At 66.5% G+C, this 26,245-nt stretch carries 29 protein-coding genes and 1 tRNA gene; 18 read left to right on the top strand and 12 right to left on the bottom strand.

The annotated features are described in order from the left end of the window. On the top strand, positions 1–111 hold a 111-nt coding region (locus DES47_RS15190; protein WP_481884328.1), incomplete at its 5' end, for an ABC transporter ATP-binding protein C-terminal domain-containing protein. Here the strand turns inward: DES47_RS15190 and DES47_RS15195 are convergent. Continuing rightward, a complete protein-coding gene (locus tag DES47_RS15195) occupies positions 96–926 on the bottom strand; it encodes a DUF72 domain-containing protein (protein ID WP_133701593.1) in 831 nt (276 codons plus the stop codon). The genes DES47_RS15190 and DES47_RS15195 overlap by 16 nt on opposite strands. A 109-nt stretch (positions 927–1,035) precedes the next feature. On the opposite strand from DES47_RS15195, the gene DES47_RS15200 reads away from it, so the two are divergent. After that, positions 1,036–1,584: a methylated-DNA--[protein]-cysteine S-methyltransferase gene (locus DES47_RS15200; protein ID WP_133701594.1), complete on the top strand. Its 549-nt coding sequence runs from the start codon at positions 1,036–1,038 to the stop codon at positions 1,582–1,584. A gap of 66 nt (positions 1,585–1,650) precedes the next feature. On the opposite strand, the gene DES47_RS15205 is transcribed toward DES47_RS15200, so the two are convergent. Together DES47_RS15205 and DES47_RS15210 are read right to left on the bottom strand one after the other, a co-directional pair. Further along, positions 1,651–2,088, bottom strand: coding sequence for a DUF4148 domain-containing protein (locus tag DES47_RS15205; protein WP_166652019.1), 438 nt, complete (start codon positions 2,086–2,088; stop codon positions 1,651–1,653). A 228-nt stretch (positions 2,089–2,316) separates the two neighbouring features. Next, a complete protein-coding gene (locus DES47_RS15210; protein ID WP_133701596.1) occupies positions 2,317–3,867 on the bottom strand; it encodes a methyl-accepting chemotaxis protein in 1,551 nt (516 codons plus the stop codon). 169 nt (positions 3,868–4,036) lie between these two features. Here DES47_RS15210 and DES47_RS15215 point away from each other — a divergent pair, with 169 nt between their 5' ends. Continuing rightward, positions 4,037–4,684: a zinc metalloprotease gene (locus DES47_RS15215; RefSeq protein WP_133701597.1), complete on the top strand. Its 648-nt coding sequence runs from the start codon at positions 4,037–4,039 to the stop codon at positions 4,682–4,684. Here the strand turns inward: DES47_RS15215 and DES47_RS15220 are convergent. Further along, positions 4,677–5,339 carry an HAD family hydrolase gene (locus tag DES47_RS15220; protein WP_133701598.1) on the bottom strand — a complete coding sequence of 221 codons (663 nt, stop codon included), beginning with the start codon at positions 5,337–5,339 and terminating at the stop codon, positions 4,677–4,679. The genes DES47_RS15215 and DES47_RS15220 overlap by 8 nt on opposite strands. Positions 5,340–5,443: 104 nt before the next feature. Here DES47_RS15220 and DES47_RS15225 point away from each other — a divergent pair, with 104 nt between their 5' ends. From DES47_RS15225 to DES47_RS15260, 8 genes are all read left to right on the top strand, one after another. Continuing rightward, positions 5,444–6,523 (top strand): LacI family DNA-binding transcriptional regulator, encoded by a 1,080-nt coding sequence (locus DES47_RS15225; protein WP_133701599.1) that lies wholly within the window; start codon positions 5,444–5,446, stop codon positions 6,521–6,523. Between the two features lie 143 nt (positions 6,524–6,666). Continuing rightward, a complete protein-coding gene (locus DES47_RS15230) occupies positions 6,667–7,338 on the top strand; it encodes an amino acid ABC transporter permease (protein WP_133701600.1) in 672 nt (223 codons plus the stop codon). A gap of 2 nt (positions 7,339–7,340) precedes the next feature. Further along, the gene (locus DES47_RS15235; RefSeq protein ID WP_133701601.1) at positions 7,341–7,994 is read left to right on the top strand and encodes an amino acid ABC transporter permease; all 654 of its coding nucleotides are present in this window, start codon (positions 7,341–7,343) and stop codon (positions 7,992–7,994) included. Positions 7,995–8,038: 44 nt separating this feature from the next. After that, positions 8,039–8,833, top strand: coding sequence for a transporter substrate-binding domain-containing protein (locus DES47_RS15240; protein ID WP_133701602.1), 795 nt, complete (start codon positions 8,039–8,041; stop codon positions 8,831–8,833). 13 nt (positions 8,834–8,846) lie between these two features. Continuing rightward, the gene (locus tag DES47_RS15245; RefSeq protein ID WP_133701603.1) at positions 8,847–9,611 is read left to right on the top strand and encodes an amino acid ABC transporter ATP-binding protein; all 765 of its coding nucleotides are present in this window, start codon (positions 8,847–8,849) and stop codon (positions 9,609–9,611) included. Further along, positions 9,611–10,375: a sugar phosphate isomerase/epimerase family protein gene (locus DES47_RS15250; protein ID WP_133701604.1), complete on the top strand. Its 765-nt coding sequence runs from the start codon at positions 9,611–9,613 to the stop codon at positions 10,373–10,375. Before DES47_RS15245 ends, DES47_RS15250 begins: the two co-directional genes overlap by 1 nt. Then, the gene (locus tag DES47_RS15255) at positions 10,372–11,313 is read left to right on the top strand and encodes a sugar kinase (RefSeq protein WP_133701605.1); all 942 of its coding nucleotides are present in this window, start codon (positions 10,372–10,374) and stop codon (positions 11,311–11,313) included. Before DES47_RS15250 ends, DES47_RS15255 begins: the two co-directional genes overlap by 4 nt. Next, positions 11,310–12,260: a 2-hydroxyacid dehydrogenase gene (locus DES47_RS15260; RefSeq protein ID WP_133701606.1), complete on the top strand. Its 951-nt coding sequence runs from the start codon at positions 11,310–11,312 to the stop codon at positions 12,258–12,260. Before DES47_RS15255 ends, DES47_RS15260 begins: the two co-directional genes overlap by 4 nt. A gap of 6 nt (positions 12,261–12,266) precedes the next feature. On the opposite strand, the gene DES47_RS15265 is transcribed toward DES47_RS15260, so the two are convergent. The 4 genes from DES47_RS15265 to DES47_RS15280 form a co-directional block, all read right to left on the bottom strand. Further along, a complete protein-coding gene (locus DES47_RS15265) occupies positions 12,267–13,280 on the bottom strand; it encodes a Bug family tripartite tricarboxylate transporter substrate binding protein (RefSeq protein WP_133701607.1) in 1,014 nt (337 codons plus the stop codon). A 78-nt stretch (positions 13,281–13,358) separates the two neighbouring features. Beyond that, positions 13,359–14,471 carry a Glu/Leu/Phe/Val family dehydrogenase gene (locus DES47_RS15270; RefSeq protein WP_133701608.1) on the bottom strand — a complete coding sequence of 371 codons (1,113 nt, stop codon included), beginning with the start codon at positions 14,469–14,471 and terminating at the stop codon, positions 13,359–13,361. A 202-nt stretch (positions 14,472–14,673) separates the two neighbouring features. Next, positions 14,674–15,402: a 2OG-Fe dioxygenase family protein gene (locus DES47_RS15275; RefSeq protein WP_133701609.1), complete on the bottom strand. Its 729-nt coding sequence runs from the start codon at positions 15,400–15,402 to the stop codon at positions 14,674–14,676. 11 nt (positions 15,403–15,413) lie between these two features. Next, positions 15,414–16,454: a CDP-6-deoxy-delta-3,4-glucoseen reductase gene (locus DES47_RS15280; RefSeq protein ID WP_133701610.1), complete on the bottom strand. Its 1,041-nt coding sequence runs from the start codon at positions 16,452–16,454 to the stop codon at positions 15,414–15,416. 101 nt (positions 16,455–16,555) lie between these two features. Between DES47_RS15280 and DES47_RS15285 the strand changes: the two genes are divergently transcribed. Further along, positions 16,556–17,458 (top strand): NAD-dependent epimerase/dehydratase family protein, encoded by a 903-nt coding sequence (locus DES47_RS15285; protein WP_133701611.1) that lies wholly within the window; start codon positions 16,556–16,558, stop codon positions 17,456–17,458. A 7-nt stretch (positions 17,459–17,465) separates the two neighbouring features. Here the strand turns inward: DES47_RS15285 and DES47_RS15290 are convergent, their stop codons facing one another. Together DES47_RS15290 and DES47_RS15295 are read right to left on the bottom strand one after the other, a co-directional pair. Further along, positions 17,466–18,056, bottom strand: a complete 591-nt coding sequence (locus DES47_RS15290; protein ID WP_133701612.1) for a rhomboid family intramembrane serine protease — start codon at positions 18,054–18,056, stop codon at positions 17,466–17,468. Between the two features lie 125 nt (positions 18,057–18,181). Continuing rightward, positions 18,182–18,266: transfer RNA gene (locus DES47_RS15295), tRNA-Leu, on the bottom strand. A gap of 131 nt (positions 18,267–18,397) precedes the next feature. Between DES47_RS15295 and cysM the strand changes: the two genes are divergently transcribed. The 3 genes from cysM to DES47_RS15310 are packed head-to-tail and all read left to right on the top strand — an operon-like array spanning position 18,398 to position 20,093. Beyond that, the gene (gene cysM, locus DES47_RS15300) at positions 18,398–19,309 is read left to right on the top strand and encodes a cysteine synthase CysM (protein WP_133701613.1); all 912 of its coding nucleotides are present in this window, start codon (positions 18,398–18,400) and stop codon (positions 19,307–19,309) included. Beyond that, positions 19,306–19,839 (top strand): NUDIX hydrolase, encoded by a 534-nt coding sequence (locus DES47_RS15305; protein ID WP_133701614.1) that lies wholly within the window; start codon positions 19,306–19,308, stop codon positions 19,837–19,839. The genes cysM and DES47_RS15305 overlap by 4 nt, the downstream gene beginning before the upstream one ends. A 26-nt stretch (positions 19,840–19,865) precedes the next feature. Beyond that, a complete protein-coding gene (locus DES47_RS15310) occupies positions 19,866–20,093 on the top strand; it encodes a sulfurtransferase TusA family protein (protein ID WP_133701615.1) in 228 nt (75 codons plus the stop codon). A gap of 61 nt (positions 20,094–20,154) precedes the next feature. Here the strand turns inward: DES47_RS15310 and galU are convergent, their stop codons facing one another. After that, on the bottom strand, positions 20,155–21,021 hold the full coding sequence (gene galU / locus DES47_RS15315) for a UTP--glucose-1-phosphate uridylyltransferase GalU (RefSeq protein ID WP_133701616.1): 867 nt from the start codon (positions 21,019–21,021) through the stop codon (positions 20,155–20,157). A gap of 78 nt (positions 21,022–21,099) precedes the next feature. Here galU and DES47_RS15320 point away from each other — a divergent pair, with 78 nt between their 5' ends. After that, the gene (locus DES47_RS15320; protein ID WP_133701617.1) at positions 21,100–22,062 is read left to right on the top strand and encodes an NAD(P)-dependent oxidoreductase; all 963 of its coding nucleotides are present in this window, start codon (positions 21,100–21,102) and stop codon (positions 22,060–22,062) included. Here the strand turns inward: DES47_RS15320 and DES47_RS15325 are convergent. After that, on the bottom strand, positions 22,019–24,853 hold the full coding sequence (locus DES47_RS15325) for a valine--tRNA ligase (RefSeq protein WP_133701618.1): 2,835 nt from the start codon (positions 24,851–24,853) through the stop codon (positions 22,019–22,021). The two genes, DES47_RS15320 and DES47_RS15325, sit on opposite strands and share 44 nt — an antisense overlap. Positions 24,854–25,071: 218 nt before the next feature. On the opposite strand from DES47_RS15325, the gene DES47_RS15330 reads away from it, so the two are divergent. Further along, the gene (locus DES47_RS15330; protein ID WP_133701619.1) at positions 25,072–25,497 is read left to right on the top strand and encodes a hypothetical protein; all 426 of its coding nucleotides are present in this window, start codon (positions 25,072–25,074) and stop codon (positions 25,495–25,497) included. 25 nt (positions 25,498–25,522) lie between these two features. After that, positions 25,523–26,218, top strand: coding sequence for a response regulator transcription factor (locus tag DES47_RS15335; RefSeq protein ID WP_133701620.1), 696 nt, complete (start codon positions 25,523–25,525; stop codon positions 26,216–26,218). The last annotated feature ends 27 nt before the right edge of the window (positions 26,219–26,245 follow it).

Below are 26,245 nucleotides of genomic sequence, written 5' to 3' on the forward strand. Positions count from 1 at the left end.
GGCCTGGCCAACCGCGGCTATGTGATGGACTCGGGCAAGATCACCTTGAGCGGGGACGCGAAGGACCTGCTCAACGATCCCAAGGTGCGAGCCGCTTACTTGGGTGAATGAACGGAAGCCTTCCAACCCAAGCGCTTGAGCGTTGCCATGGCCGCGTGCGGCGCGCGCTCCTTGGCGCCGTTGATGTAGAAAACGAACACCTCTCGCGCTTTCTTGGCAGGGGGCTTGGCCTCCTCGACAGAAGGCAAACCGGCGGGCTGTGAGCCTGCGGCCCAGGTCTGCACTGCGGCCGTCCAATCATCAAGCACCTCGTCGGTGTAGCCCAGGGGCTGATCCGCAGCCGCATTCATCAGCCGCGCGTAGACAAAGTCGCCGGTCAGATTGGCGAAGGACGGGTAGTTCGGCGAATCGGTGAACACGGTGGCGGCACTGTGCTTGCGGGCCAGTGCCAGGTACTCGGCGCACATGAAGCTCTCATGTCGCACGTCCAGCACATGGCGCAGCGACAGGCCGTCCAGCTCGGTGGGCAGCAGATTCAAAAACCCCTCGAAATCCTCGGCGTCGAACTTCTTGGTGGTCGCGAACTGCCAGACGATGGGGCCCAGCTTGGCGCCGAGCTCGGTCAGGCCGCTGGTCAGGAACTTGTCCACCGACTCGCCGGCCTCGGCGAGCACCCGGCGGTTGGTGGCAAAGCGGTTCGCCTTGACCGCGAACACGAAGTCGTCAGGCGTTTCATCGCGCCACTTGGCAAAGCTGCTGGGCTTTTGCGTGCCGTGATAAGTGCTGTTGATCTCGATCGCATTGAGCTGGCGGCTCGCATAGGCCAACTCCCGGGTCTTGGCCAGGCCCTTGGGATAGAAGTTGTCGCGCCACTCGTCGAAGTTCCAGCCACCGATGCCGACCCTGATCGCTGCCATCTTTGCCATGAGAAACCCTTGAGGCTTGCTGTGCGGAGCGCAAGCTTGCCATCAAGCGCGGCGCTTGTCTAAACTGGCCGGCTATCAAGATCCGTAAGCGGAGCGACGAGCGTTGACTATGGCTCAGATCCAGGGGTTCGCCCTTTTCGACACCGCCCTGGGTTGGGCCGGCATTGCCTGGGGCGAGGCCGGCATCGCGCGCGTGCAACTGCCCGATGCCAGCGCCGCCGACACGCGTGCCCGGATGCAGCGTCTGTGCGTTGGCGTGCCTGAGCGGGAGCCACCGCCGGAGGTGCAGGCGGTTGTTGACGGAGTGACCCGTCTGTTGGCCGAGGGTAGCGGTGACCTGAGCCAGGTGCGCCTGGACTGGAGCGAGGTGCCGGACTTTCATCGCCGCGTCTATGAGATCGCGCTGGCCATTCCACCGGGCTGCACGCTCAGTTACGGCGATATCGCCATGCGGCTGGGCGACGTGGCCCTGTCCCGGGCGGTGGGTCAGGCGCTGGGCCGCAACCCCTTTGCGCCGGTCGTGCCCTGCCACCGAGTGCTGGGCGCGGGCGGCAAGATGACCGGCTTCTCGGCCAGCGGCGGGGTGACAACCAAGCAGCGCATGCTGCTGATCGAGAACGCCCGCCTGGGCTGCGAGCCGGATCTGTTCGATCTTTGACGCAGCAGCAAAGCAAAACAGGCGGCCAGGCCGCCTGTTTCATTCACTTGATGCGCCAGGGAGGGCTTATTGGCCCGAACCCGAGTCAGCGGTTTGTGCGGTGGCCGTGATCACGTCCAGCGTGTTCACATTGCTGTTCAGGCGGGCGTATTCGCCATTGGCCTGGGCCTTCTTCAGCTCGGCCAGCACCTGGGCGCGGGTCACGGTGTAGGTCGAGGCCTGGCGCAGGTCGAAGCTGCCGTCTTCGCTGTTCAGGCGGGCGAATTCGCCGGAGGCGCGGGCCTTTGCCAGTTCGGCCAGCACCTGGGCGCGGGTCGTGTTCGAGGCAAGTGCGGCCTTGCTGTTCAGGAACAGGGCCGTGTCTTCGCTGTTGAATTGCGCCAGTTCGCCGCTGTTGCGGGCCTGCACCAGCTCATTCAGCACTTGTTGGCGGGTGATGCCGGAGTCGGCCATGGCCATGCCGGCGGTCAGCAGGGCGGCAGCAAAAACAGTCAGCTTCTTCATGATCAGATCCTTTAGGTTCAGCCCTCGGGGCTGGGTTGCGGACTTCGCTTCTGCGCTGTCCATGGCCTGAACTTTAGGATCTTTGACCTAGGGTAAACACTAGGCAAATTTCAACTCACCGTTGCGATTTGTGAAATGAAGATGACTTTGAAATGACAAAGGCCGGCCCCACATGGTGCTGGCTTTCGGTTGGCCGCAGCCCGCTGAGGCGTCAGCTCAGCCATTCAATCAGCCCTTCAGTCTGAACGCCGCGATCGCGCCGGCCAGGCGCTTGGCCTGGTCCTGCAGGCTGGAGGCCGCGGCCGCCGATTCTTCGACCAGGGCGGCATTCTGCTGGGTCATCTGGTCGAGCTGGGACACGGCGACATTGACCTGGCCAATGCCCTGGCTCTGTTCGGTTGCGGCCTGGCTGATCTCGCTGATGATGTCGCTGACCCGCTGCACGCTGCCGACGATTTCATCCATCGTGCCGCCGGCATCCTTCACCAGGGTCGCCCCCGACTCCACCTTCTCGACGCTTTCGCTGATCAGGCGCTTGATCTCCTTGGCCGCTTCGGCCGAGCGGCCGGCCAGCGAACGCACCTCGCTGGCGACGACGGCAAAGCCGCGCCCTTGCTCGCCGGCCCGTGCCGCCTCTACGGCCGCGTTCAGGGCCAGGATATTGGTCTGGAAGGCGATGCCGTCGATCACGCCGATGATGTCGGAGATGCGCTTGGAGCTGGTGTTGATGTCGTCCATGGTCTTGACGACCTGGGCGATCACGCGGCCGCCGCGCTGGGCCACTTCGGCGGCCGCCGACGCCAGCTTGTTGGCCTGACCGGCGGAGTCGGCGCTGTTGCGCACGGTGCTGGTCAGTTCCTCCATCGAGCTGGCCGTTTCCTGCAGGCTGCTGGCGGTCTGCTCGGTGCGGGCGCTGAGGTCGTGGTTGCCCACGGCGATCTGGGCGCTGGCGGTGGAGATGCTGTCAACGACACCACGCACCTCGTGCAGAGAGACCTGCAGCGCATCGCGCATGGTGTCGATGGCACGCAGCAGGCGGCCGGTTTCGTCATTGCCCTGATGCTGGCTGGCCGCGCCGGTCAGGTTCAGTTCGGCGATGGCCTGCGCAGCGATCTCGGCGTCGGCCAGCGGCTGGGTGATGCTGCGTGTCAGGCGCCAGGCCAGGAAGCTGCCCAGCAGCACCGACAGCACGCTGACGATGATGAGCAGATTGCTGGTCTGAGCGCGCATGTCCAGTATGCGTTGGGCGGCGTCGTCGAACTGCTTGCGCTGTAGCTCGACCATCTGCTGCACCGAGCCGGTGTAGTCACGGGCGGTCGGTTCGAAGCGCTCGCTGAACAACTTGCCTGCCGCCTCAGCGTCGCCGGCCTTTTTCAGCTTGCCGATTTCGTCGCGGGTGGCCAGATAGGTCTTGCGGAGCTCGCCGACCTTGTCGAACAGAGCGCGCTCGGCCGGCGTGTCGATATGGGTCTCTATCATCTTCTGCAGCTCGTTCGTTTCCTTGACGGCCGCGGCGGTGAAGGGCGCAAAGTACTCGATCAGGGCCGTGTCACTGCTCTTGGCAATGGCGGATGCCCGCTGCACGCCTGAGGTGGTGTGGCGCAACCAGTCGGTGGCGGCGCGCTCGACCTTCAGATTGTCCCCAACCATGGTGTCGAGCTCGCTGCCCAGCGAGCGCAGCTTGACGATGGCGTAGAGGCTGCTGATCAGGCTAAGGGCCAGAATGGCACCCAACACCAGGGTCAGGCGCTTGCCAATAGAGAAACCGGTCAGAAACATGTTGATTGCTCCAAAGAAAGAATCCTCAGCCGCGCCGGGGGCCGGGCAGGAGTTCTGTATGCTGTCAATATATAAGTGTGGACTGATCGCATCTGTTCTGCATCTGAAAGTAGCGGACATACGCCCGCTTTTTGCCGGCTTGTTGCCCGAAATAGCTGCGCCCCTTGGCTTGACGGCCCTGTTCCTGGGGCTGACGCCCCTTCCCGCAGATGCGCTCAACTCGGTTCGCGAACAGGAGATTGCCGAGTGTCGGGTCGGCGAGATTTCGACCTGGGGCGATGGCCGCGACCGGCCGGCCCTGGCCTCGCCCTTGGTCTTCGTCTATCAGCACCGCGGCGCGCCTGCCTGGTTCAGTGAGGCCGAGGTGCTGGCCCGGGTGAAACAGGCGGCAGTCGCCTGGTCGCAATGCGGTGTGCCCAGCCAGGTGCTGGGTGGCGATTCGGTGGCACCCGCTGGTGCGGTGCATGTGCAGTGGAGCGATCAGGGCAGCGTCGGCAACTTCGGCCTGGCCAATCTGGGTCAGCGCAGCCTGTCGCTGGGGCCGGCGGCGTTTGCGCTGCTGCACCAGCGCAACCCGGCCCATGACGCCCGCCAGACCCTGCAGATGGTGATCTCGCATGAGATGGGCCATCTCTACGGGTTGATGGCCCACTCACGCCGCTGCGTCGATGTGACCTCCTACTACCACGATGGCAAGGGGCAGCAGTGCCATGTGCGCGACGAGCGTGCGCGCAAGACCGTGCTCGAGTACCGGGCGACCCTGCCCACCGCCTGCGACATCCAGCGCTGCCGCCTGGCCAATGGCCTGCTCAAGTGAGCGGTGAGGCCAACGCCTGCGTCAGCTCGGCCATCGAGTTCAGCACCCGCCCTGCACCCGCGGCGCGCAGTGCCTCCGCGCCGGCGAGCGGCGCATAGCCGAACACCCGCGCCCCGGCAGCCACGCCGGCCCTCACGCCGGTGACCGAGTCCTCGACCACCGCGCAGCGTTCCGGCGCGACACCCAGGCCCTCGGCCGCAGCCAGATAGACATCGGGCCACGGCTTGTTGCGGGCCACCTCGTGGCCGCTGAAGATGCGGCCGGCGAAGAAGGGTGCCAGGCCGGTGCGGGCCAGTTGCAGTTCGATCTTCACACGGTCGGCGCCCGAGGCGCAGGCCATGCGCAGGCCTCCGGACTGCAGGGCGATCAGGGCCTCGTGGATGTGGGGCACGGCACGCACATGGCGGTCCAGCTGCACATCGCGCAGCGCCCGGAACTCGACCATCCAGGCCTCGTCAACGACATCGCCGGTGCGTTCGGCGATCAGCGGGGCCAGATCCTTCAAGGCCTTGCCGTGGAGAAGGCTCAGGCAGTCTTCCTGGGTCATCTCCCAGCCGCGAATGGACAGTAAGTCGCGCATCACCGCGGCCGAAATGGCCTCGCTGTCCACCAGCACGCCATCGCAGTCGAACAGCACGGCGTCAAACTTCTGCATCGGGCCTCCACGGCACGCCTTTGAGGCGCTAAGATTCAGGAAACTTACTGAAACTGGTTTCAGTTCAAGCCCTCAACTGTAGCGGATACCTGTCCTCACGCCCCATGCCCAGACGCTCTGCCGAAACCCCCGATGCGACGCCAGGCGCCGCGGCCAGCCGCAGCACCATCGCCGACGTGGCGCGCGTGGCGGGGGTGTCCAAGGCCACCGTGTCGCGCTTCCTGAACCGCCGGGACGAACTGCTGACGCGTGACATCGCCGCGCGTGTCGAGGCGGCGATTGCCGAGCTGGGCTACAGCCCCAGCCCGATGGCGCAGGCGCTGAAGCGGGGCCGCACGCGGCTGATCGGCCTGGTCGTCGCCGACGTGACGAACCCCTTCTCGGTGGCCGTGCTGCGCGGCGCCGAGCAGGCCTGCCAGGAGGCCGGCTATCTGGTCATGCTGTTCAATCTGGGCAACCAGGCGGCGCGCGAGCTGGAGGCCATCGAGGCCTTGTCGTCCTACCAGGTCGAGGGTTTCATCCTGAACACGCTGGGCAGCGATCCGGCGGCGCTGGCCGCAGCCACGCGGTTGGGCAAGCCGGTGGTGCTGGTGGACCGGCGCCATGCCGGCATGCAGTCCGACTTCGTCTCGCTGGACAATGCCGGCGCGGTGCTGCTGGCGGCCGGCCATCTGGCCGAGCAGGGTCATGGCGAACTGCTGTTCATCTCGGAGCCGACCGCCGGGGTCAGTTCTCGCCAGGAGCGGGCCCAGGCCTTCCAGGCCTTTCTGGCCACCCATGACGGGCATAGCGGGCATAGCGGGCAGCTGCAGGGCAGCCTGTTCGAGTGCGATGAGCAGCATCCGCAGGCGCTCGATGCAGCCCTGCTGGCGGCGCGCCAGCGTGCCGGCAGCAGGCGCCTGGGCGTGCTGGCCAGCAATGCGGTTGTGACGCTGAGAGTGGCCGCCGCGCTGGCCCGGCTGGGCTGGCATTTTGGCGAGGAGCTGGGTTTCGTCGGCTTCGACGAGACCGAATGGGCGCCCCATGTGGGCCCGGGCCTGAGTGCCATCGCCCAGCCCACCGGCGACCTCGGCCGTATCGCCGCGCGCTGCCTGCTGGAGCGTCTGCAGGGCCATCAATTGCCGCCTCGCCAGACGCTGTTGCCTGGCCGGCTGATCGTCCGCGGCTCATCCCGCAAGGTCTGAAAATTTCCTTGAAAACTACGTGTAATCCCTGATTTCGAACTGAAACCGGTTTCATAAACTGTGATCATGGTGGTGCAAAGCCTGCATGCCACCTCAAAGCGGAACGCTGCCTCGCAGCTATCCCGCGCAGAACAGAGACAAGCGTGAACTACGACTTTCAGTTCGGTGCCGTCTTCGCCGCCTGGCCCCTGCTGCTTCAGGGCACCTGGACGACGATAGAGCTGTCCTTCCTGGCCATGGTGCTGGGCTTGGGGGTGGCGATCGCCTGCGCCTGGGGCAAGACGGCCGGGCCGGCGCCGCTGCGCTTCGTCATCAATGCCTACATCGAGCTGATACGCAACACACCCTTTCTGGTGCAACTGTTCTTCTTCTTTTTCGCGCTGCCGGCGCTGGGCCTGCGCTGGAGCGCGCACACGGCGGCGCTGACCGCGATGGTGGTGAATCTGGGCGCCTATGCGACCGAGATCATCCGCGCCGGCATCGAATCGATCCCCAAGGGGCAGATCGAGGCCGGCCTGGCGCTGAGCCTGAAGCGCCACGAGATCTTCCGCTTCGTGATCCTGAAGCCGGCGCTGAAGGCCATCTACCCGGCGCTGACCAGCCAGTTCATCCTGCTGATGCTGAGCTCCAGCGTGGTCTCGGTGATCTCGGCCGATGACCTGACCTCGGTGGCGGCCAATCTGCAGTCGCAGACCTTCCGCAGCTTCGAGATCTACATCGTCGTGGCGGTCATCTACCTGGCCTTGGCGATGGGCTTCTCGGCGCTGTTTCGCCAGATCTACCGCCGCGCGCTCAACTACCCGGATCGCCGCTGATCATGCGTACCTTCGGATTTGCCGAGTTCTGGTTCATCGTCGAGGCCGCACGCTGGACCATCGCGCTGTCGCTGATCGCCTTTGCCGGCGGCGCCATCGGCGGCCTGCTGGTGGCGCTGGGTCGTACCGCGCAAAGCCTGTGGGCGCAGCGCGCGGCGGGGGCCTTCATCCAGATCTTCCAGGGCACACCGCTGCTGCTGCAGCTGTTCCTGATCTTCTTCGGCGCGCCGGTCATCGGCCTGGACATCAACCCCTGGGTGGCGGCCGGTGCGGCCCTGGTACTCAACAGCAGCGCTTTCCTGGGCGAGATCTGGCGCGGCTGCATACAGGCGATACCGCGCGGCCAGTGGGAGGCGGCCGAGGCGCTGAGCCTCAGCTATGTGGCGCGCATGCGCGACGTGATCCTGCCCCAGGCCTTCAAGATCGCCCTGCCGCCCACCGTCGGCTATATGGTGCAGATCATCAAGGGCACCTCGCTGGCCGCCATCATCGGCTTCACCGAGGTCACCCGCGCCGGCCAGATCATCAACAACGCCACCTTTCAGCCGCTGCTGGTCTTCAGCGTCGTGGCGGCCATCTACTTTGTGCTGTGCTGGCCGCTGTCGCTGCTGGCCGCGCGCATGGAGCGACGCCAGGCCCGAGCGCTGGCGCGCTGAGATTCACCTTTCCTTTTCGCCCTATGCAAACCGGAGACAAACCCATGAGCACATCCCAACCCCGCCGCCTGCTGATCGCCACCCTGGCCGCCCTGAGCCTGGGTGCCGTCGCCTTGCAGGCCACCGCGCAATCGGTGGCCGACATCAAGAAAAAGGGCGAACTGACCGTGGGCATGCTGGTGGACTTTCCACCCTACGGCACGCTCAATAGCGCCAATCAGCCTGACGGTTATGACGCCGACGTGGCCAAGCTGCTGGCCAAGGAACTGGGCGTCAAGGTCAACATCGTGCCGGTCACCGGCCCGAACCGCATCCCCTTCCTGCTGACCAACAAGGTCGATCTGCTGGTGGCCTCGCTGGCCGTCACGCCCGAGCGTGCCAAGCAGGTGCAGTTCTCCAAGCCCTATGCCGCGGCCACCATCGTCGTCTACGGCAGCACCAAGGCGGCGATCAAGTCGGCCGCCGACTTGAAGGCCTTCCGCATCGGCGTGGCCCGTGCCAGCACGCAGGACATCTCGCTGACCGCCGCCGCCCCGGCCGGCACCGAGATCCGCCGCTTCGACGATGACGCCTCGGCGATGCAGGCGCTGATGTCGGGCCAGGTCGATGCGATCGGCTGCTCCACCACGGTGGCGGCCCAGATCGCCCAGCGCGCCGGCAACGCCTTCGAGAACAAGTTCGTGCTGCGTCAGCAGCAGATGGCCGTGGCCATGCGCCCGGGCCAGGAGGAACTGCTGAAGACGGTGGATGCCTTCATCGACAAGAACCGTGGCGGCGAACTGAACACGCTCTACAAGAAGTGGCTGGGCACCGACTTCCCGGTGATGACGGCCAACTGAGCAAGAAGCAACCATGAGCACCGAGCCCATCATCCGCATCGAGAACGTCAACAAGTGGTACGGCCAGTTCCAGGTGTTGACCGACATCAATCTGGACGTCGCCCCGGGTGAGCGCATCGTCGTCTGCGGGCCCTCGGGCTCGGGCAAGTCCACCTTGATACGCTGCATCAACCGGCTGGAGGTGGTGCAGCAGGGCCGCATCACCGTCGATGGCATTGCGCTGACCGACGGCGGCAAGGCCGGAGCCAAGCAGGTGGACGCCGTGCGCCAAGAAGTGGGCATGGTGTTCCAGCAGTTCAATCTGTTCCCGCACATGACGGTGCTGCAGAACTGCACCTTGGCGCCTATGCGCTCGCGCGGCCTCTCGCAGGCGGAAGCCGACGAGATCGCGATGAAGTACCTGAAGCGCGTGCGCATTCCCGAGCAGGCGCTGAAGTACCCCAGCCAGCTCAGCGGCGGCCAGCAGCAGCGCGTGGCGATTGCCCGCGCGCTGTGCATGACGCCCAAGATCATGCTGTTCGACGAGCCCACCTCGGCGCTGGACCCCGAGATGGTCAAGGAGGTGCTGGATACCATGATCACCCTGGCCGAGGACGGCATGACGATGCTGTGCGTGACCCACGAGATGGGCTTTGCCCGCAGCGTCGCCGATCGCGTGATCTTCATGGCCGACGGCCGCATCATCGAACAGGCGCCGCCGCAGGATTTCTTCGCGGCACCCAAGCATGAGAAGACGCGCCAGTTCCTGGGCCAGATCCTCAGCTCGGCTCACGCATGATGAGCGTGGGGCAAGCGCCGCTGCTGATCTCGCTGTCGTCATTCGGCGCCAGCGAGGTCCTGATGCGCGGCCAGTTGCACTACACGCGGCTGGCGCAGGCGGCCGGTGCCGACGGCGTCGAGGTGCGCGGCGAGTTGCTGGTCGATGCGGCGGCCGAACTGCCGGCGCTGGCCGAGACGGGCCTGGTGGCCGTCTATTCCAGCCCCGACGGCCTGTGGGCCGCCGACGGCGGGCTGGATGTCGAGGCTCTGGAGCTTGGCCTGCGTCGCGCCACGGCGCTGCGCGCGCCGCGGCTGAAGATGGCCATCGGCGGCTTCGGGCGCGGCGCGCTGGGCGGCCTGGCCGCGCTGCGCGAGCGTTTGGCTCAAAGCCCAGTCGAGCTGGTGATCGAGAATGACCAGACGCCGGCTGCCGGCACGCTGACGGCGTTGCAACGCTTCTTCACGGCCGCCGATGCCGCAGGCCTTAGCCTGGGCATGACCTTCGATATGGGCAACTGGCACTGGATGGGCGAGTGCGCCCGGCAGGCCGCCGAGACTCTTGCCCCGCGCGTGCGCTATGTGCATTGCAAGGGCGTGCAGCGTCAGCGCGAGCGCTGGATTGCCGTGCCCATCGCCGACTCGGTCGCACCCTGGCGTGCCGTGCTGCGCGCCATGCCCGCCGGTCTGCCCTGGGCGATCGAGTACCCGCTGCAGGGCGATGACCTGGTGGCGACCACCCACAACGAACTGGCCCTGCTGAGGGCCGCGAGAGAACTGGCATGAGTCTGGATGTCGTGACCTTCGGCGAGGCGATGATGATGCTGGTGGCCGATCGGCCCGGGCCGCTGGAGCTGGCCGAGGCCTTTCACAAGCGCACCGCTGGCGCCGAGACCAATGTGGCCATAGGCCTGGCACGCCTGGGCCTGAGGGTGGGCTGGGCCAGCCGCCTGGGTGCCGATTCGATGGCGCGCTATCTGCTGAACGCGATGCAGGGCGAGGGCATCGATTGCTCGCATGTGGTCTGCGACCCGGCCCAGCGTACCGGCTTCCTGATCAAGGGCCGTGTCACCGACGGCAGCGACCCCCCCATCGAATACCACCGCAAGGGCTCGGCCGCCAGCCAGCTGGGGCCGGACGACATCGACGCGGCCTGGCTCACCGCTGCCCGCCATCTGCATGCCACCGGCGTGTTCCCGGCGCTGAATGCCAATACCTATGCCGCGGCCGAACGCACCTTGCAGCTGATGCGCGCCGCCGGCCGGACGATCTCGTTCGACCCGAATCTGCGGCCAACGCTGTGGCCCAGCACCGAACGGATGCGCGAGGGCATCAACGCGCTGGCAGCCCAGGCCGACTGGGTGCTGCCCGGCATCGAGGAAGGCAAGCTGCTGACCGGCCATGACACGCCCGAGGCGGTGGCCCGTTTCTACCGCGGCCTGGGGGCCAAGCTGGTGGTCGTCAAACTCGGCCCCGACGGCGCCTACTACGACAGCGATCTGGCCGGCACCGGTCATGTGGCCGGCTTCCCGGTGGCGCAGGTGATTGACACCGTGGGCGCTGGAGATGGCTTTGCCGTCGGCGTGATCAGCGCGCTACTGGCCGGCCGCAGCGTGGCCGAAGCTGTCAAACGGGGGGCCTGGATAGGCGCACGCGCCGTCCAGGTGCTGGGCGATACCGAGGGCCTGCCGACGCGGGCCGAGCTGGAAGCTGCAGGGTTATGAGCAGGGTCCTTGTGTATCGCGAGTTGCCGCCAGATCAGCTGGCACGTTTGCAGGCCGTTCACGAGGTCACCGTCGCCGACCCGCGCCAGCCCGATCAGCGCGCCGCCTTCGATGCGGCCCTGCCGCTGGTCGAGGGCCTGATCGGCTCCAGCTTCAAGATCGATATTGCCGGCGCATCGCGGCTGAAGGTGATCTCCAGCATTTCGGTTGGCGTCGACAACTACGACCTGGCCGACCTGAAGGCGCGCGGTATCACACTGTGCCACACACCCGGCGTGCTGACCGAGACCACGGCCGACACCATCTTCGCGCTGATCATGGCCAGCAGCCGCCGCCTGGTGGACCTGGCCCTGCATGTGCGCGAGGGCCGCTGGACGCGCAACCTCGGCGACGAGCTGTTCGGCTGGGACGTGCATGGCAAGACGCTGGGCATCCTGGGCTTCGGCCGCATCGGCCAGGCCGTGGCACGCCGCGCCGCCCTGGGCTTCGGCATGCCGGTGCGCTACTACAGCCGCCGGCTCGTCGAGGTGCCGGGCCTGCAGGGCCTGGCCACGCACGGCAGCCTGGACGAGGTGCTGGCCGGCTCGGACATCATTGCCGTGACCCTGCCGCTGTCGGACGAGACGCGAGGCCTGATCGGCGCACGTGAGTTCGCGCTGATGAAGCCGGGCGCCGTCTTCGTCAACGGCGCCCGCGGCGCCATCGTGCAGGAGGACGCCCTGCTGCAGGCACTGGACGGCGGCCATCTGCGCGCCGCCGGCCTCGATGTGTTCGCCACCGAGCCCTTGCCGCAGGACTCGCCGCTGCGCACGCACCCCTTGGTCACGCCACTGCCCCACATCGGCTCGGCCACGCATGAGACGCGCCACCGGATGGCAGTGCTGGCCACCGACAATCTGCTGGCGGCATTGGCCGGCGGGGTGCCGCCGGCCGTCTATCCGCTTTAGTCGAGCTCAGTCGAGCTTCGCGCCCGAGGCCTTGACCACTTTCTCGTACTTGCCCAGCTCGGCCTTGACGAAGGCGGCGAACTGCTCCGGCGTGTCGCCGGCCGGCTCGGCCATCAGCACCGCCATGCGCGTGCGCACCTCCGGGCTGGCCAGCGCGTCGGTGAAGGCCTTGTTGAGCTTGCGCGTCACATCGGCGGGCAGCTTGGCCGGGCCGAACAGGCCGAACCAGGTGTTGACGTCGAAGCTGGCGAGGCCCAGCGCCTTGCCGCCCTCGGCGATGGTGGGCAGGTCGGGCAGGGCTGTTGCGCGGGCGGCCGTGGTCACGGCCAGGGCCTTGAGCTTGCCGGCCTTGATATTGGCCGAGGCACTGGCCAGATTGTCGAAGTTCAGGTCCACCTGACCGGAAACCAGGGCCAACTGGGCCGGATTGCCGCCTGCATAGGGAATGTGGACCATGAACACACCGGCCTGGGCCTTGAACATCTCGCCGGCCAGATGGCCCGCGCTGCCATTGCCGCCCGAGCCGTAGTTCAGCTTGCCCGGGTTCTTCTTGGCGTAGGCGATCAGGTCGGCGACGGTGTTGATGCTCAGCTTGCTCGCTGTCTCGGCATGCATCACCAGCACATTGGGCACCTTGGCGACCAGGGTGATGGGTGTGAAGTCGCGGATCGGGTCGTAGGGAATCTTGCTGTAGAGCCAGGGGTTGATCGCATGGGTGGCGACCGCGCCCATGACGATGGTGTGGCCATCGGGAGCGGCCTTGGCCACTGCATCGGCGCCGAGATTGCCGCCGGCGCCGGCCTTGTTCTCGACGATCACCGTGCCCAGGCTGTCTTTGACGCGCTCGGCCAGCGAGCGGGCAATGATGTCCAGTGGGCCGCCAGGGGCATAGGGCACGATCAGGCGGAGGGGCCTGGCTTGGGATTGGGCCTGGGCGACACCGCAGAGCGTCAGGGAAGTCAGCGAGGCCATCGCAAGGGCGACGGCGCGGCGGGAGAGCGAGAAGGTTGGCTTGTTCATGCCCTCAAGCGTAGCAGCCCATGGGGGACCATGGGCTGCGGGCATCAAGCACTTCGCGCTGTACGCGCAGGTCTGGGATCAGACGGCAGGGCGGACCAGCTTGGAACGCGCCCAGGCATCGGCCACACGGGCCGGCGTGCCGCCGGTACTCAGCGCCACGCGCTCCAGCAGTTCGGCCACCCGTTCGGCGATCTTCGTCACCTCGACCATCACGGCCGTCTCTTCGCCCTCGTTGCGGTACTCGCGGGCCACGCTGATGATGCCGCCGGCGTTGACCAGGTAGTCGGGCAGGTACATCACGCCGCGGGCATGCAGCGCGTCGCCGTCCTGCACCGTGGCGAGCTGGTTGTTGGCGGCACCGGCGATCAGGCGGGCACGCACCTGGGGCACGGTCTGGGCGTTGAGCACGGCGCCCAGTGCGCAGGGGGCCAGCACATCGACATCGGCCGACAGGATCTCGTGGATGCCCACGGCCACTGCGCCGAACTTCTCTTGCGCGCGGGCCACCTTGGCGGCATCGACATCGGCGACGACCAGCTTGGCGCCGGCCATGTGCAGGAACTCGGCCAGATGCCAGCCCACCGCACCGAGGCCCTGCAGGGCCACGCGCACGCCGGCCAGCGACTCGCGCTTCAGATGCAGCTTGACGCCCGCCTCGATGCTGACGAACACGCCCCAGGCGGTCTTGGGCGAGGGGTCGCCACCAAAGGCCCCGTCGCGCGGGATGCCGCTGACGAAGGGGGTGTTTTGCTGCACCACGCGCATGTCGGCGGTGGTCGTGCCCACGTCTTCGGCGGTGATGTAGGCGCCGTTCAGCGATTGCACGGCGCGGCCGAAGGCGGTGAACAGCGCGGCGCGGTCAAAGTCACCGGCGGGCTTCAGTATCACGGCCTTGCCGCCGCCGAAGGGCAGGTCGGCCAGGGCGTTCTTCAGGCTCATGCCCTGGGCCAGGCGCAGCGCGTCGGTCAGCGCGGCCTGGTCGTCGCCGTAGGTCCAGAAACGGCAGCCGCCGAAGGCCGGGCCACGGGCGGTGCTGTGCACGGCCAAAATGGTCTTCAGGCCGGTGGCCTCGTCGCTGGCCAGCAGCACGCGCTCGTGGGCGGGCTGGTCGGGCAGGCCGAAAAGGGAAGAAGAGGAGAGTTCAGCGGGGGCGTCCTGGAGGGCCCGGGCCAGATCGGTGATGGCGTTCATGGTGCTCGCACTTGTGATGGGAGTAGTTGGGGCACTGCGGGTGCAGATGCCGGCGGTGCGGGGCTTTTGGCCCCGGCGCGCAAGTGTAAGTGCGGGTGCTGCGGCTCAGGCCTGCCGCTGCGGCATGAGCCCATGCCGTTCGCGTATTGCTGCACGGCATCCGTAGCCCGGATGAAATCCGGGACCCCGGATTGCATCCAGGCTACGGCCCCTGAAATCCCTCGGCGCGCAGGGTCACGACCAGCGTGTCGCGATAGCCATGCTCAGCGGCCGGCTGTATCGGCGTGGTCTCGTGGATCACGCGTTCGTCGTCCAGCAGCAGCAGGGTCCAGGGCCGGCTCATCGTGAAGCGTTGACCGTTGGGCCCCTGGGCTTCGAACACGCGCGACTCGCCACCCTTGATGCCTTGGCGGGCGACCATGAAGACCGCCACCAGGTCCACACCATCGCGATGCGCGCCCTCGGGCGTGGGCCGGCCGATGCCGTCGGTGGTGTCGATGCGGAACTGGTGCGCCTCGATGAACCAGGGCCGTGCGCCCTTCAGCTTCGAGGCCATGCCGGCCAGGCCCAGCATCAGCTGCGTCCAGGCTGGCTGCGCCACGGCGGCGGCATCCATCGGTTCGAACCAGCGCTCGATGCCACCATGCAGCGCGTTGTAGTCCAGCGGCTGCCAGTGCGCGCGGTGGGGCATCAAGGTCAGGCTGGCGGCGTCAGCGACAAAGCAGCTGTGGCGGCGAAAGCGGTAGCGGCCGCCGTCACGCAGATAGCCATCGGGCGGCAGGTCGTTCCAGAACGGCGCCAGAGCATCCAGCTCGGCCGCCGTGCAACCGAACACCTGCTGCACCGTCTCGGGTGCGATCACCGTGTGGCCCAGCCCGCGCAGCTGGACGTCGAACTGGTCGGCGGCGACAAAGGGCGGCTCGAACATCATGTTGAGGCCCCCTACTCGTCGCCGTGCTTGTCTGCTTCCGAGGTGAACGAGTCAGCGTAGAACTCGTCCTCGGGCAGACCGGCCTTGGCAATGAAGTCGCGCTGCGCCGACTCGACCATGATGGGTGCGCCGCAGGCATAGACCTGGTGGCCGGACAGATCGGGGAAATCGGCCAGCACGGCCTGGTGGACAAAGCCGGTGCGGCCGGTCCACCCATCTTCCGGCTTGGGCTCGGACAGCACCGGCTCGTAGCGCAGATTCGGCATGGCGGCCGCGGCCTGCAGCGCCCAGTCGTGCATGTACAGATCGGCCTTGCTGCGGCAGCCCCAGTACAGCACCGCCGGGCGCGTCATGCCCAGATGCTGCATGCGTTCGACCAGGGCCTTGATCGGCGCAAAGCCGGTGCCGCTGGCCAGCAGAATCATCGGCTTGTCGCTGTCCTCGCGCAGGAAGAAGCTGCCATAAGGGCCCTCCATGCGCATGATGTCCTTCTCCTTGAGCGCGCCGAACACATGGTCGGTGAACTTGCCGCCGGGCATGTGGCGGATGTGCAGCTCGATCGCCGCCGGGTTGCCCAGCAGGTGCGGCGCATTGGCCATGCTGTAGCTGCGGCGGCTGCCGTCGCGCAGGATGAACTCGACATACTGGCCCGCGTGGTACTGGAAGTTCTGTGTCGCCGGCAGCTGCATCTTGATCACGGCCACATCGGGGGCCGGGCGCTCGATGGTCATCACTCGGCTGGGCAGCTTGAGGATGGCGAACTCACCGGCCCCGGGCACCGAGCGGGCCTCGACCACGCAGTCGGTCTGCGGCGTGGCGCAGCAGGGCAGGATCATGCCGGCGGCCTCCTCGGCCTCGGACAGTGCCTTGTGCTGATGGGCGCCATGGATCACACGGCCTTCCAGCAGCTTGCTCTTGCAGGTACCACAGGCGCCGTCCTTGCAGCCATAGGGCATGCCGATGCTGGCGCGGATGGCGGCGCTGAGCATGGTCTCGTCGCGCTCGACGGCGAAGCTTCGATTGGCGGGCTGGACGGTGACGTTGAGATTCATGGTGGACGGGTTGGGTGCGCGAGATAAGACAAGGCCCTGTGCTCGCGCAAGCACGGGGCCGTAAACTGAGGCGCTATTTTGCCTGAGGTGCTTGCTTGTCGATGTCACGCATATCCCCACCGCCCGGTCGTCTGCGGCGACCGACCCTGTTGATCATCGGCTGCGGCGATGTGGGCCTGCGCGTGCTGAAACTGCTGAGCGGCCGCTGGCGCGTGCTGGCGCTGACCTCGAATGCCTCGCGCGTGAACGAGCTGCGCAGTGCCGGCGCGGTGCCCTTGCTGGGCAATCTTGACGAGCCACTCAGCCTGGGCCGCCTGGCCGGTCTGGCCGATCATGTGCTGCACCTGGCCCCGCCGCAGGGCGAGGGCGATCAGGACCTGCGCACGCTGGCCCTGCTGCGTGCGCTGGCGCGCAAGGGCCGCGTGCGGCGCCTGGTCTATGCCAGCACGACCGGGGTCTATGGCAATTGCGATGGTGCGCAGTTCGACGAGACGCGCACGGTGGCGCCGGCCACGGCACGCGCCAGACGTCGCGTCGATGCCGAGGCAAGGCTGCGTTGGTACGGCGCAAAGTTCGATGTCAAGGTCAGCCTGCTGCGCATTCCGGGCATCTATGCCGGTGATCGTGTCGGTGGCCATCCGCGTGAGCGGCTGCAGCGCGGTGCGCCGGTGCTGCGCCGCGAGGACGATGTCTACACCAACCACATCCATGCCGATGACCTGGCGCGGGCCTGCGTCGCGGCGCTGAGCCGGGGCCTGCCGCAGCGGGTCGTCCATGTCTGCGACGACAGCCAGCTGCTGATGGGCGACTATTTCGATCTGGCCGCCGATCTGTGCGGCCTGCCTCGGCCGCCGCGCATCAGCCGGGCCGAGGCACAGCAGCTGATGTCACCGATGCAGCTGAGCTTCATGGGCGAGTCACGGCGATTGATGAACGGGCGATTGAAGCGCGAGCTGCGACTGAAGCTGCGCTATCCGCTTGCCGAGCAGGGCCTGCTGGCCTGAAGAGGATTCAGCGCCGGCGCGTGCGCCCGCCGCTGCGCCAGTAGCGTATCAGCAGATAGGCGCCCAGCATGCCGCCCAAATGGGCGAAGTGGGCAATACCGGTGCTGCCGAAGATGCCCATCAGCAGCTCCAGCCCACCGAAGATGGCCACAAAGTATTTGGCCTTCATCGGAATCGGCGGGAACAGCGGCATGATGATGCGGTCCGGGAACAGCATGCCGAAGGACAGCAGCAGGCCGAACAGCGCGCCCGAGGCACCCACGGTCGGTGCGCCCGAACCAATCAGAAAGGTGAACACCAGCTGGACAAGGGCCGCCGACAGGATGCTGGCACCCAGCATCTGCAGATAGCGCTTCTGGCCCCACAGCCGCTCCAGCTCCGAGCCGAACATCCACAGGCCCAGCATATTGAAGAACAGGTGCCAGGTGTCGCCATGCAGGAAGGCATAGGTGAACAGCTGCCAGGGGAAGAAGTTGCCGGTCATCAGCGGCCACAGCTCGAACCAGCCGGCGAGACCGAAGGGCAGCAGCTTGAACAGGCAGAACAGGCCGACGCAGATCAGCATCAAGGCCTTGGTCACAGGGGGCAAATGGGGCATGGATCTCGACTCGGTTGGGGCCGCTTCGGGCCACCGAGCAGCGAACGCTGAGTGTATGCGGTGAATTGATGGCGACGAGAACTCGTCGGCCGGGTCACGCAGCAGCAGGCTTGCATCGCGCTGTCTGGTGCCCGGGGCCGGACTCGAACCGGCACACCTTGCGGCGGGGGATTTTGAGTCCCCTGCGTCTACCGATTTCGCCACCCGGGCCAGGGCGCGAAGCAGTGCGCTACGTGAGCCGCGGATTATGCCATGCAAAAAGCCCTGCGCCGGCCGCGCCTTGCCATGGGCCGGCGGCAAGGCGCCAGCGAGGCTGCGACAATGCGGCGCAGGAGACCCGCATGACCGCTACAAAGTACCTCACGCTCGAGGATGTGATCGGCAACACGCCGCTGGTGCAACTGATGCGCACGCCCGGTGCCGACAATGCCCGCCGCGGCAATGTGATCCTGGCCAAGCTGGAGGGCAACAACCCGGCCGGCTCGGTCAAGGACAGGCCGGCCATCAGCATGATCCGCCGCGCCGAGGAGCGGGGCGACATCAAGCCGGGTGACACCCTGATCGAGGCGACCTCGGGCAACACCGGCATCGCCCTGGCCATGGCTGCCGCGATCCGTGGCTACCGCATGGTGCTGATCATGCCGGAGGACCTGTCGATCGAGCGGGCCCAGACGATGAAGGCCTTCGGTGCCGAGCTGATACTGACGCCGCGTTCGGGTGGCATGGAATACGCCCGCGACCTGGCCGAGAAGATGCAGAACGACGGCAAGGGCAGGGTGCTGGACCAGTTCGCCAATGCCGACAACCCGCGCATCCACTACGAGACCACCGGCCCGGAGATCTGGCGCGACACCGGCGGTCGCATCACCCACTTCGTCAGCGCCATGGGCACCACCGGCACCATCACCGGTACCTCGCAGTTCCTGAAGGAGCAGAACCCCGGCGTGCGCATCATCGGCGCGCAGCCGATGGAAGGCTCGCGCATTCCCGGCATACGCAAATGGCCCGAGGCCTATCTGCCCAAGATCTACAAGCCCTCTGCCGTCGATGAAATGGTCTATGTCAGCCAGACCGATGCCGAGGACATGGCGCGCCGCCTCGCCCGCGAGGAGGGGCTGTTCGGCGGCATCTCGGCCGCAGGCGCCTGCTGGGTGGCATTGCAGATTGCCCGCCATGTCGAGAACGCGACCATTGTGTTCGTCGTCTGCGACCGGGGTGACCGGTACCTTTCGACGGGCGTGTTTCCGGCATGAGTGGCTTCAAATTCTGCCCGCAGTGCGCCACCGAGCTGGCGCTGGTCACGCTGATTGAGGACGGCGGGCCGACCGAGCGGCTGCGCTGTACCGCCTGCGACTTCACCCACTGGAACAACCCGACGCCGGTGCTGGCCGCCATCGTCCAGTGCATGGATAGAGAGGGCCAGGTCTTGCTGGCGCGCAACGCCGCCTGGCCGGGCCGCAACTTCGCGCTGATCACCGGCTTCATGGAGGCCGGCGAGACGCCCGAGCAGGGCATTGCCCGAGAGGTCAAGGAAGAGACTTCGCTGGATGCAGGCGCGATCACGCTGATCGGCGTCTATGACTTCCAGCGCATGAACCAGGTCATCATTGCCTACCACGTCGAGGCCACTGGCGAGATTGCGCTGTCGCCCGAACTGGCCGAGTACAAGCTGTTCACGCCGGACAAGGTCTTGTGCTGGCCCAGCAGCACCGGGCTGGCGCTGGCCAAGTGGGTGACGTCGCTGGGGCATGAGCCGCAGTGGCGCGAATTGGCCAAGCTTTAGAATCGCCGCAAGCTACTTGAGACCCCATGGACGCCAACAAAGAACTCGACACCCGCGGACTGAACTGCCCGCTGCCCATACTGAAGGCCAAGAAGGCCCTGGCCGAGATGGAGTCGGGCCAGTTGCTGAGGGTCGTAGCCACCGATCCCGGCTCTATGCGCGACTTCCAGGCCTTTGCCCGCCAGACCGGCAATGAGCTGGTCGAGCAGAAGGCCCAGGCCGACGAATTCATCCATGTGCTGCGCCGTCGCTGAAGCACGCTGAACCATGAAAAAGGCCGTGCACTGCACGGCCTTTTCGCTGGGCTTTGAATTCCTAGATTTCCACGCCCCGCAGATACTCACGAAAACCCGCACCCAGCTCCGGATGGGCCAGGGCCAGTTCGACATTGGCCTCCAGAAAGCCTTCCTTGCTGCCGCAGTCGTAGCGCTTGCCCTCGTAGCTGTAGGCAAACACCTTCTCGCGGCGCAGCAGGCCGGCAATGCCGTCGGTCAGCTGGATCTCACCGCCGACGCCTCGCGGCTGGTTGGCGATCTCATGGAAAACCCCGGGCGTCAGGATGTAGCGGCCGGCCACACCCAGCCGTGAGGGAGCCACGGCGGGATCGGGCTTCTCGACAATCCGGCTGACGTCCATCAATCTTTCGTTGATGGGCGTGCCGGCGACGATGCCGTAGCGGCGCGTGTGCTCGGCCGGCACTTCCTGCACCGCCAGTATCGACACCCGCCATTCCGCGAATTGCTCGACCATCTGCTGTAGCACCGGCGGGTTGCCGACCATCAGGTCATCGGCCAGCAGCACGGCAAAGGGCTCCTTGCCGACCAGGCGCTCGGCGCAGAGCACCGCATGTCCGAGGCCCAGCGCGCGGGGCTGGCGCACATAGACGCACTCCATGTCATCGGGCTTGACGCCGCGCACCACTTCGAGCAGCGCCTCCTTACCCGCCTGTTCGAGGGCTAGCTCCAGCTCGAAGGTCGTGTCAAAGTGGTCTTCAATCGGTCGCTTGTGGCGGCCGGTGACGAAAATCATTTCGCGGATGCCGGCCGCATAGGCCTCCTCGACCGCGTACTGGATCAAGGGTTTGTCCACCACCGGCAGCATTTCCTTGGGCTGGGCCTTGGTGGCCGGGAGGAAACGGGTGCCAAGTCCGGCAACAGGAAAAATGGCTTTGGTCACAATCATGTCGGTGAGCGCTCCTGAGGGTATGGGCGCATTGTTGCATGGCGCCGTGACTGTTCAAATGATTGAAAAGTACCCGCCATGAGCGTGCTGATCGTAGAACCGATGGAAGTGGAGGTCATGCAATGGCTTGCAGACCGCCATGCGGTTCAGTACGCCCCGGAATTGGTACGTCAGCCGCTGGCCTTGCGCGAGGAGCTTCACCATGCCCGGGCGCTGATACTGCCGGCCTCGGTGGCGGTCGATGCGGCCCTGCTGCGTGCGGCGCCGCGTCTGCGCGTGCTGGGCCGCATGAGCGCCGGCATCGAGAACATAGACACCAAGGCCTGCGAAATGGCCCATGTGCAGGTGGTGCGCAGCACCTCGGCCTCCGCTGCGGCCGAGGCCGAGTTCGTGGTTGGCGCGCTGCTGGCGATGCTGCGCCGCGTGCCGGTGGTCGGCTCGGACGGTCTGATGGTCGGTCGCGAGCTGGGTTGCGCGACCATAGGTCTGGTCGGCATGACGCCGGCGGCCCGCCTGCTGGCCCAGCTGCTGCCGGTGTTCGGCACCCAGGTGGTGGGCTATGACCCGGCCCTGCACATCAGCGATCCGCTGTGGGCCCGCTGGGGCATTGCACCCCTGCCGCTGCGCGCCTTGATGGAGCAGGCCGATGGCGTCAGCGTGCAGCTGGCCTACTTTCTGCGCTACCGAGGGCTGATGGGGGACCGGGTGCTGAGCTTTTGCAAGCCCAGCCAGGTGCTGGTCAGCATCTCCCACTCGGCGCTGTTCGATGACATTGCCCTGGCCCAGGCGCTGAACAGCGGCCGCATGGCCGCCGTGTGGCTGGACAGCCTGGAGCCCGGCCTGCTGGACCCGGGCCGGCCGCTGTACGGCGTGAGTTCGCTGCAGATCACGCCCCGGGTGGCCAGCACCACCCGCGAGGCGCGCACCCGCGCCGCCTGGGCGGTGGCGCGGCGCATCGACGACCTGCTCAACACGCCGGCCGAGCCCAGCGAGGACTTCAGGGCGACGTTTCCAGACGAGCTGCCTGATCCTTCAGTCTAGCCACCGTCGCGCTGAACTCGGCCATGCGGGCCCGCTCCTGCTCGACGACGGCCGCCGGCGCGCGGGCCACAAAGCTCTCGTTGGCGAGCTTGGCCGTGGTCTTGACGATCTCGCCCTCGAGGCGGCTGATCTCCTTGCCCAGGCGGGCCAGCTCCGCCGCGATGTCGATCTGCACATGCAGGGCCAGTCGTGCCTCACCCTCGACGATCACCGGGGAATGGCCGGTGGCGGCCGCAAATGAGGCGTCATCGGCGAACTGCTGCACCTCGCTGAGCTTGGCCAGGGCCTTCAGCAGCGGGGCGGCCTGCTCGATGAAGGTGGCGTCTCCCGCGGTCAGCAGCGGCACGCGCTCGGCTGGTGACAGGCTCATCTCGCTGCGCAGGCTGCGGCAGCTGCCGACCATGGCCTTCAGGCGAGCCACCCAGGCATCGGCAGCCGGATCGATCTTCTCCAGCTGGGCCTTGGGGTAGGGCGCGGTGACAATGCAGGCATCCGAGCCGGCGGCCTTGCGGCCGGCGACCACGGCCACTGTCTGCCACAGCTCTTCGGTGATGAAGGGGGTGACCGGGTGCAGCAGACGCAGCGTGGTTTCCAGCACGCGTATCAGCGTGCGGCGGGTGGCGCGTTGCTGCGCCTCCGTGCCGTTCTGGATCTGCACCTTGGCGATTTCGAGATACCAGTCGCAGTATTCGTCCCAGACGAACTGATAGATGGCGCTGGCCACATTGTCGAGCCGGTACTCATCGAAGCCCTGGGCCACGGCCGCCTCGACGCGTTGCAGCTCACCGCTGATCCAGCGGTCGGCAGGGCTGAAGCTGAGGTAGCCATGGAACTCGGCACCCGGGGCGCACTGCTCCTTGGTGTGCTCCTCCAGCCCGCAGTCCTTGCCCTCGCAGTTCATCAGCACGAAGCGGGTGGCGTTCCACAGCTTGTTGCAGAAATTGCGATAGCCCTCGCAGCGCTTGCTGTCGAAGTTGACGCTGCGGCCCAGTGTGGCCATGGCCGCAAAGGTGAAGCGCAGCGCGTCGGCACCGTAGCCGGGAATGCCCTCGGGGAACTCCTTCTCGGTGGCCTTGCGCACCTTGGGTGCGTTCTCGGGCTTGCGCAGGCCCTGGCTGCGCTTGTCCAAAAGAGGGGCCAGCTCGATGCCGTCGATCAGGTCCACCGGGTCCAGCACATTGCCTTCGCTCTTGCTCATCTTCTTGCCCTGCGCATCGAGCACCAGGCCGTGGATGTAGACATGCTTGAACGGCACCTTGCCGGTGAAATGCTTGGTCATCATGATCATCCGGGCAACCCAGAAGAAGATGATGTCGTAGCCGGTCACCAGCACGGAGGAGGGCAGGAACAGGTCCTGCTCGACCGTCTTCTCGGGCCAGCCCAGCGTCGAGAAGGGCACCATGGCGGACGAGAACCAGGTGTCCAGCACGTCCTCGTCGCGGGTCAGTGTCTTGCCCGGGGCCTTGGCCTGTGCTTCTGCCTCGGTCCTGGCGACATAGACCTTGCCATCTTCGTCGTACCAGGCCGGGATCTGATGGCCCCACCAGAGCTGGCGCGAGATGCACCAGTCCTGGATGTTCTTCATCCACTGGTTGTAGGTGTTGACCCAGTTCTCGGGCACGAACTTGACCTCGCCCGAGGCGACGACCTCGATCGCCTCTTCGGCAATCGACTTGCCATTGGCACCGGCCTTGGACACGGCGACAAACCACTGGTCGGTCAGCATCGGCTCTATCACCTGGCCGGTGCGGGCGCAGCGCGGCACCATCAGCTTGTGCTTCTTGACCTCGACCAGCAGGCCTTCCTCTTCCAGCTGCGCAACGATCTTCTTGCGCGCGACGAAGCGGTCCAGGCCGCGATAGGCCTCGGGTGCCTCGTCATTGACCTTGGCTTCCAGGGTGAAGATGGTCAGCATCGGCAGGCTGTGGCGCAGACCGACCTGATAGTCGTTCTGGTCGTGCGCCGGCGTGACCTTGACCACGCCGGTGCCGAAGGCCTTGTCCACATAGTCGTCGGCGATCACCGGCACCAGGCGGCCGGTGATGGGCAGGCGAACCTGCTTGCCGATCAGGTGGGTGTAGCGCTCGTCTTCCGGGTGGACCATCACCGCCGTGTCGCCCAGCATGGTCTCGGGGCGGGTGGTGGCCACGACCAGCGATTCCGTGCCCTCGGCCATCGGATAGCGGATATGCCAGAGCGACCCGTCTTCCTCCTCGCTCTCGACCTCGAGGTCGGACACAGCGGACTTCAGGATGGGGTCCCAGCTCACCAGGCGCTTGCCGCGGTAGATCAGGCCTTCGTCGAAGAGCTTGACGAAGGTGTCGGTGACCACGGACGAGAGCTTGTCGTCCATGGTGAAGTACTCATGCTCCCAGCTCACCGAATCGCCCATGCGGCGCATCTGGCCGGTGATGGTGTTGCCGCTCTGCTGCTTCCATTCCCAGACGCGGGCAACAAAATTCTTGCGGCCCAGCTCGTGGCGGTTCTGCCCCTGCTCCTGCAGCTGGCGCTCGACGACGATCTGGGTGGCAATACCCGCATGGTCGGTGCCCGGCACCCACAGCGTGTTGTCGCCCAGCATCCGGTGATAGCGCGTCAGCGAGTCCATGATGGTCTGGTTGAACGCATGGCCCATGTGCAAGGTGCCCGTCACATTGGGCGGCGGCAGCTGGATGCAGAACGAGGGCTTGGCCGCGTCCAGCGTCGGCTTGTACAGACCACGCTGCTCCCATAGCGGGCCCCAATGGGCTTCCAGGGCGGCGGGCTCAAAGGATTTGGCGAGTTCGGTCATAAGAAGCAGTGGCAGAGGGGGCTGGACAGCACCCTTGGAGCAAACGGGGACTCGATTGTAGGTGGTGCCTGCCGATGGATGACGCAGCCAAGGATCCGCGGCGCAGCACCCTGCCAGCCGGTGCCGATACAAAACGAAACCCGGCGATACCGCGGCGAGATGCTTCGCGGGCGGCTCGCTTCCATCATCGAGTCCTCCACAAACCAATGAGGATTTTCATGATGTTCTTCCACCGTTTCGGCCGTCACCACCACGATCACGGCCGCCACCACCATGCCCACCATGGATTCTCCAAGGGCTGGGGCGGCGACTTTGTGGTGGACCGGCTGATGGCCAAGGCCAGCCGTCGTCTGGATCTGAATCCGGCCCAGCAGTTGGCACTGCGCCAGCTGCTGGAGTTGCTGCAGCAGCAGCGCGAGGCGCTGAAGGGCGGTTCGGCGCGCCAGGAGCTGGCCGATCTGCTGAGCGGGGCCAGCTTCGACCGCGCAGCCGCGCAAAGCTTGTGGGATGACCGCCTGCAGACGCTGCGCGATGGCGGCCCGGCGCTGATCGCGGCCGTCGCCGACTTCTTCGACGCACTCGATGCCGACCAGCAGCAGCTGCTGCGCTTCATGATCAGGCCGCGGCGTTTCGGCATGTGCTGATGGTCAGGGCAGAATCAGAACCACCATGCCACGACTGCTGATGATTGACGACGACGAAGCGCTGGCCGGGCCGCTGACCCAGTACCTGGCCCGCTTCGATTTCGAGCTGCATGCCGCGCCCCGGCCCAGCCTGGGCCTGCAGCGCCTGGCCGCCGAACCGTTCGACGCCTTGATACTGGACGGCATGCTGCCCGAGATCGATGGCTTCGAGCTGTGCAAGCAGATACGCGCCGGCGCTGAAGGCACGCGCCACCTGCCCATCCTGATGCTCACAGCGCGTGGCGACCTGACCGACCGCGTGGTCGGCCTCGAGCTGGGGGCCGACGACTATCTGGCCAAACCGTTCGAGCCCCGCGAGCTGGCCGCGCGGCTGCAAAGCCTGCTGCGGCGCGCCCGCATGGCGCCCGGCCTGGCGGCGCCGGAGATGCGCTTCGACGGCCTGCGCATCGACACCGCGCGGCGCGAGGTCTGGGGCTGCGGCGGCAGCCTGCTGGAGCTGACCAGCACGGAGTACGAGCTGCTGGTGATTTTGGCCCGCGAACCGCGCCGGGTGTTCCACCGCGACGAGATCCTGAACCGTCTGCGCGGCCACGAGGCCTATCTGTACACCCGGGCGGTGGACATCCTGGTCAGCCGGCTGCGCAAGAAGCTGGCACCGCTGGATGCCCTGAAGACCCTGCGCAATGCCGGCTACTGCTTTGCACTGGCGGCGCAGCCGTGAAGAACAGTAGGCCCTGTGAGGGACCCG

The organism is Roseateles toxinivorans (assembly GCF_004362525.1).
Taxonomy (GTDB): Bacteria; Pseudomonadota; Gammaproteobacteria; order Burkholderiales; family Burkholderiaceae_C; genus Paucibacter; species Paucibacter toxinivorans.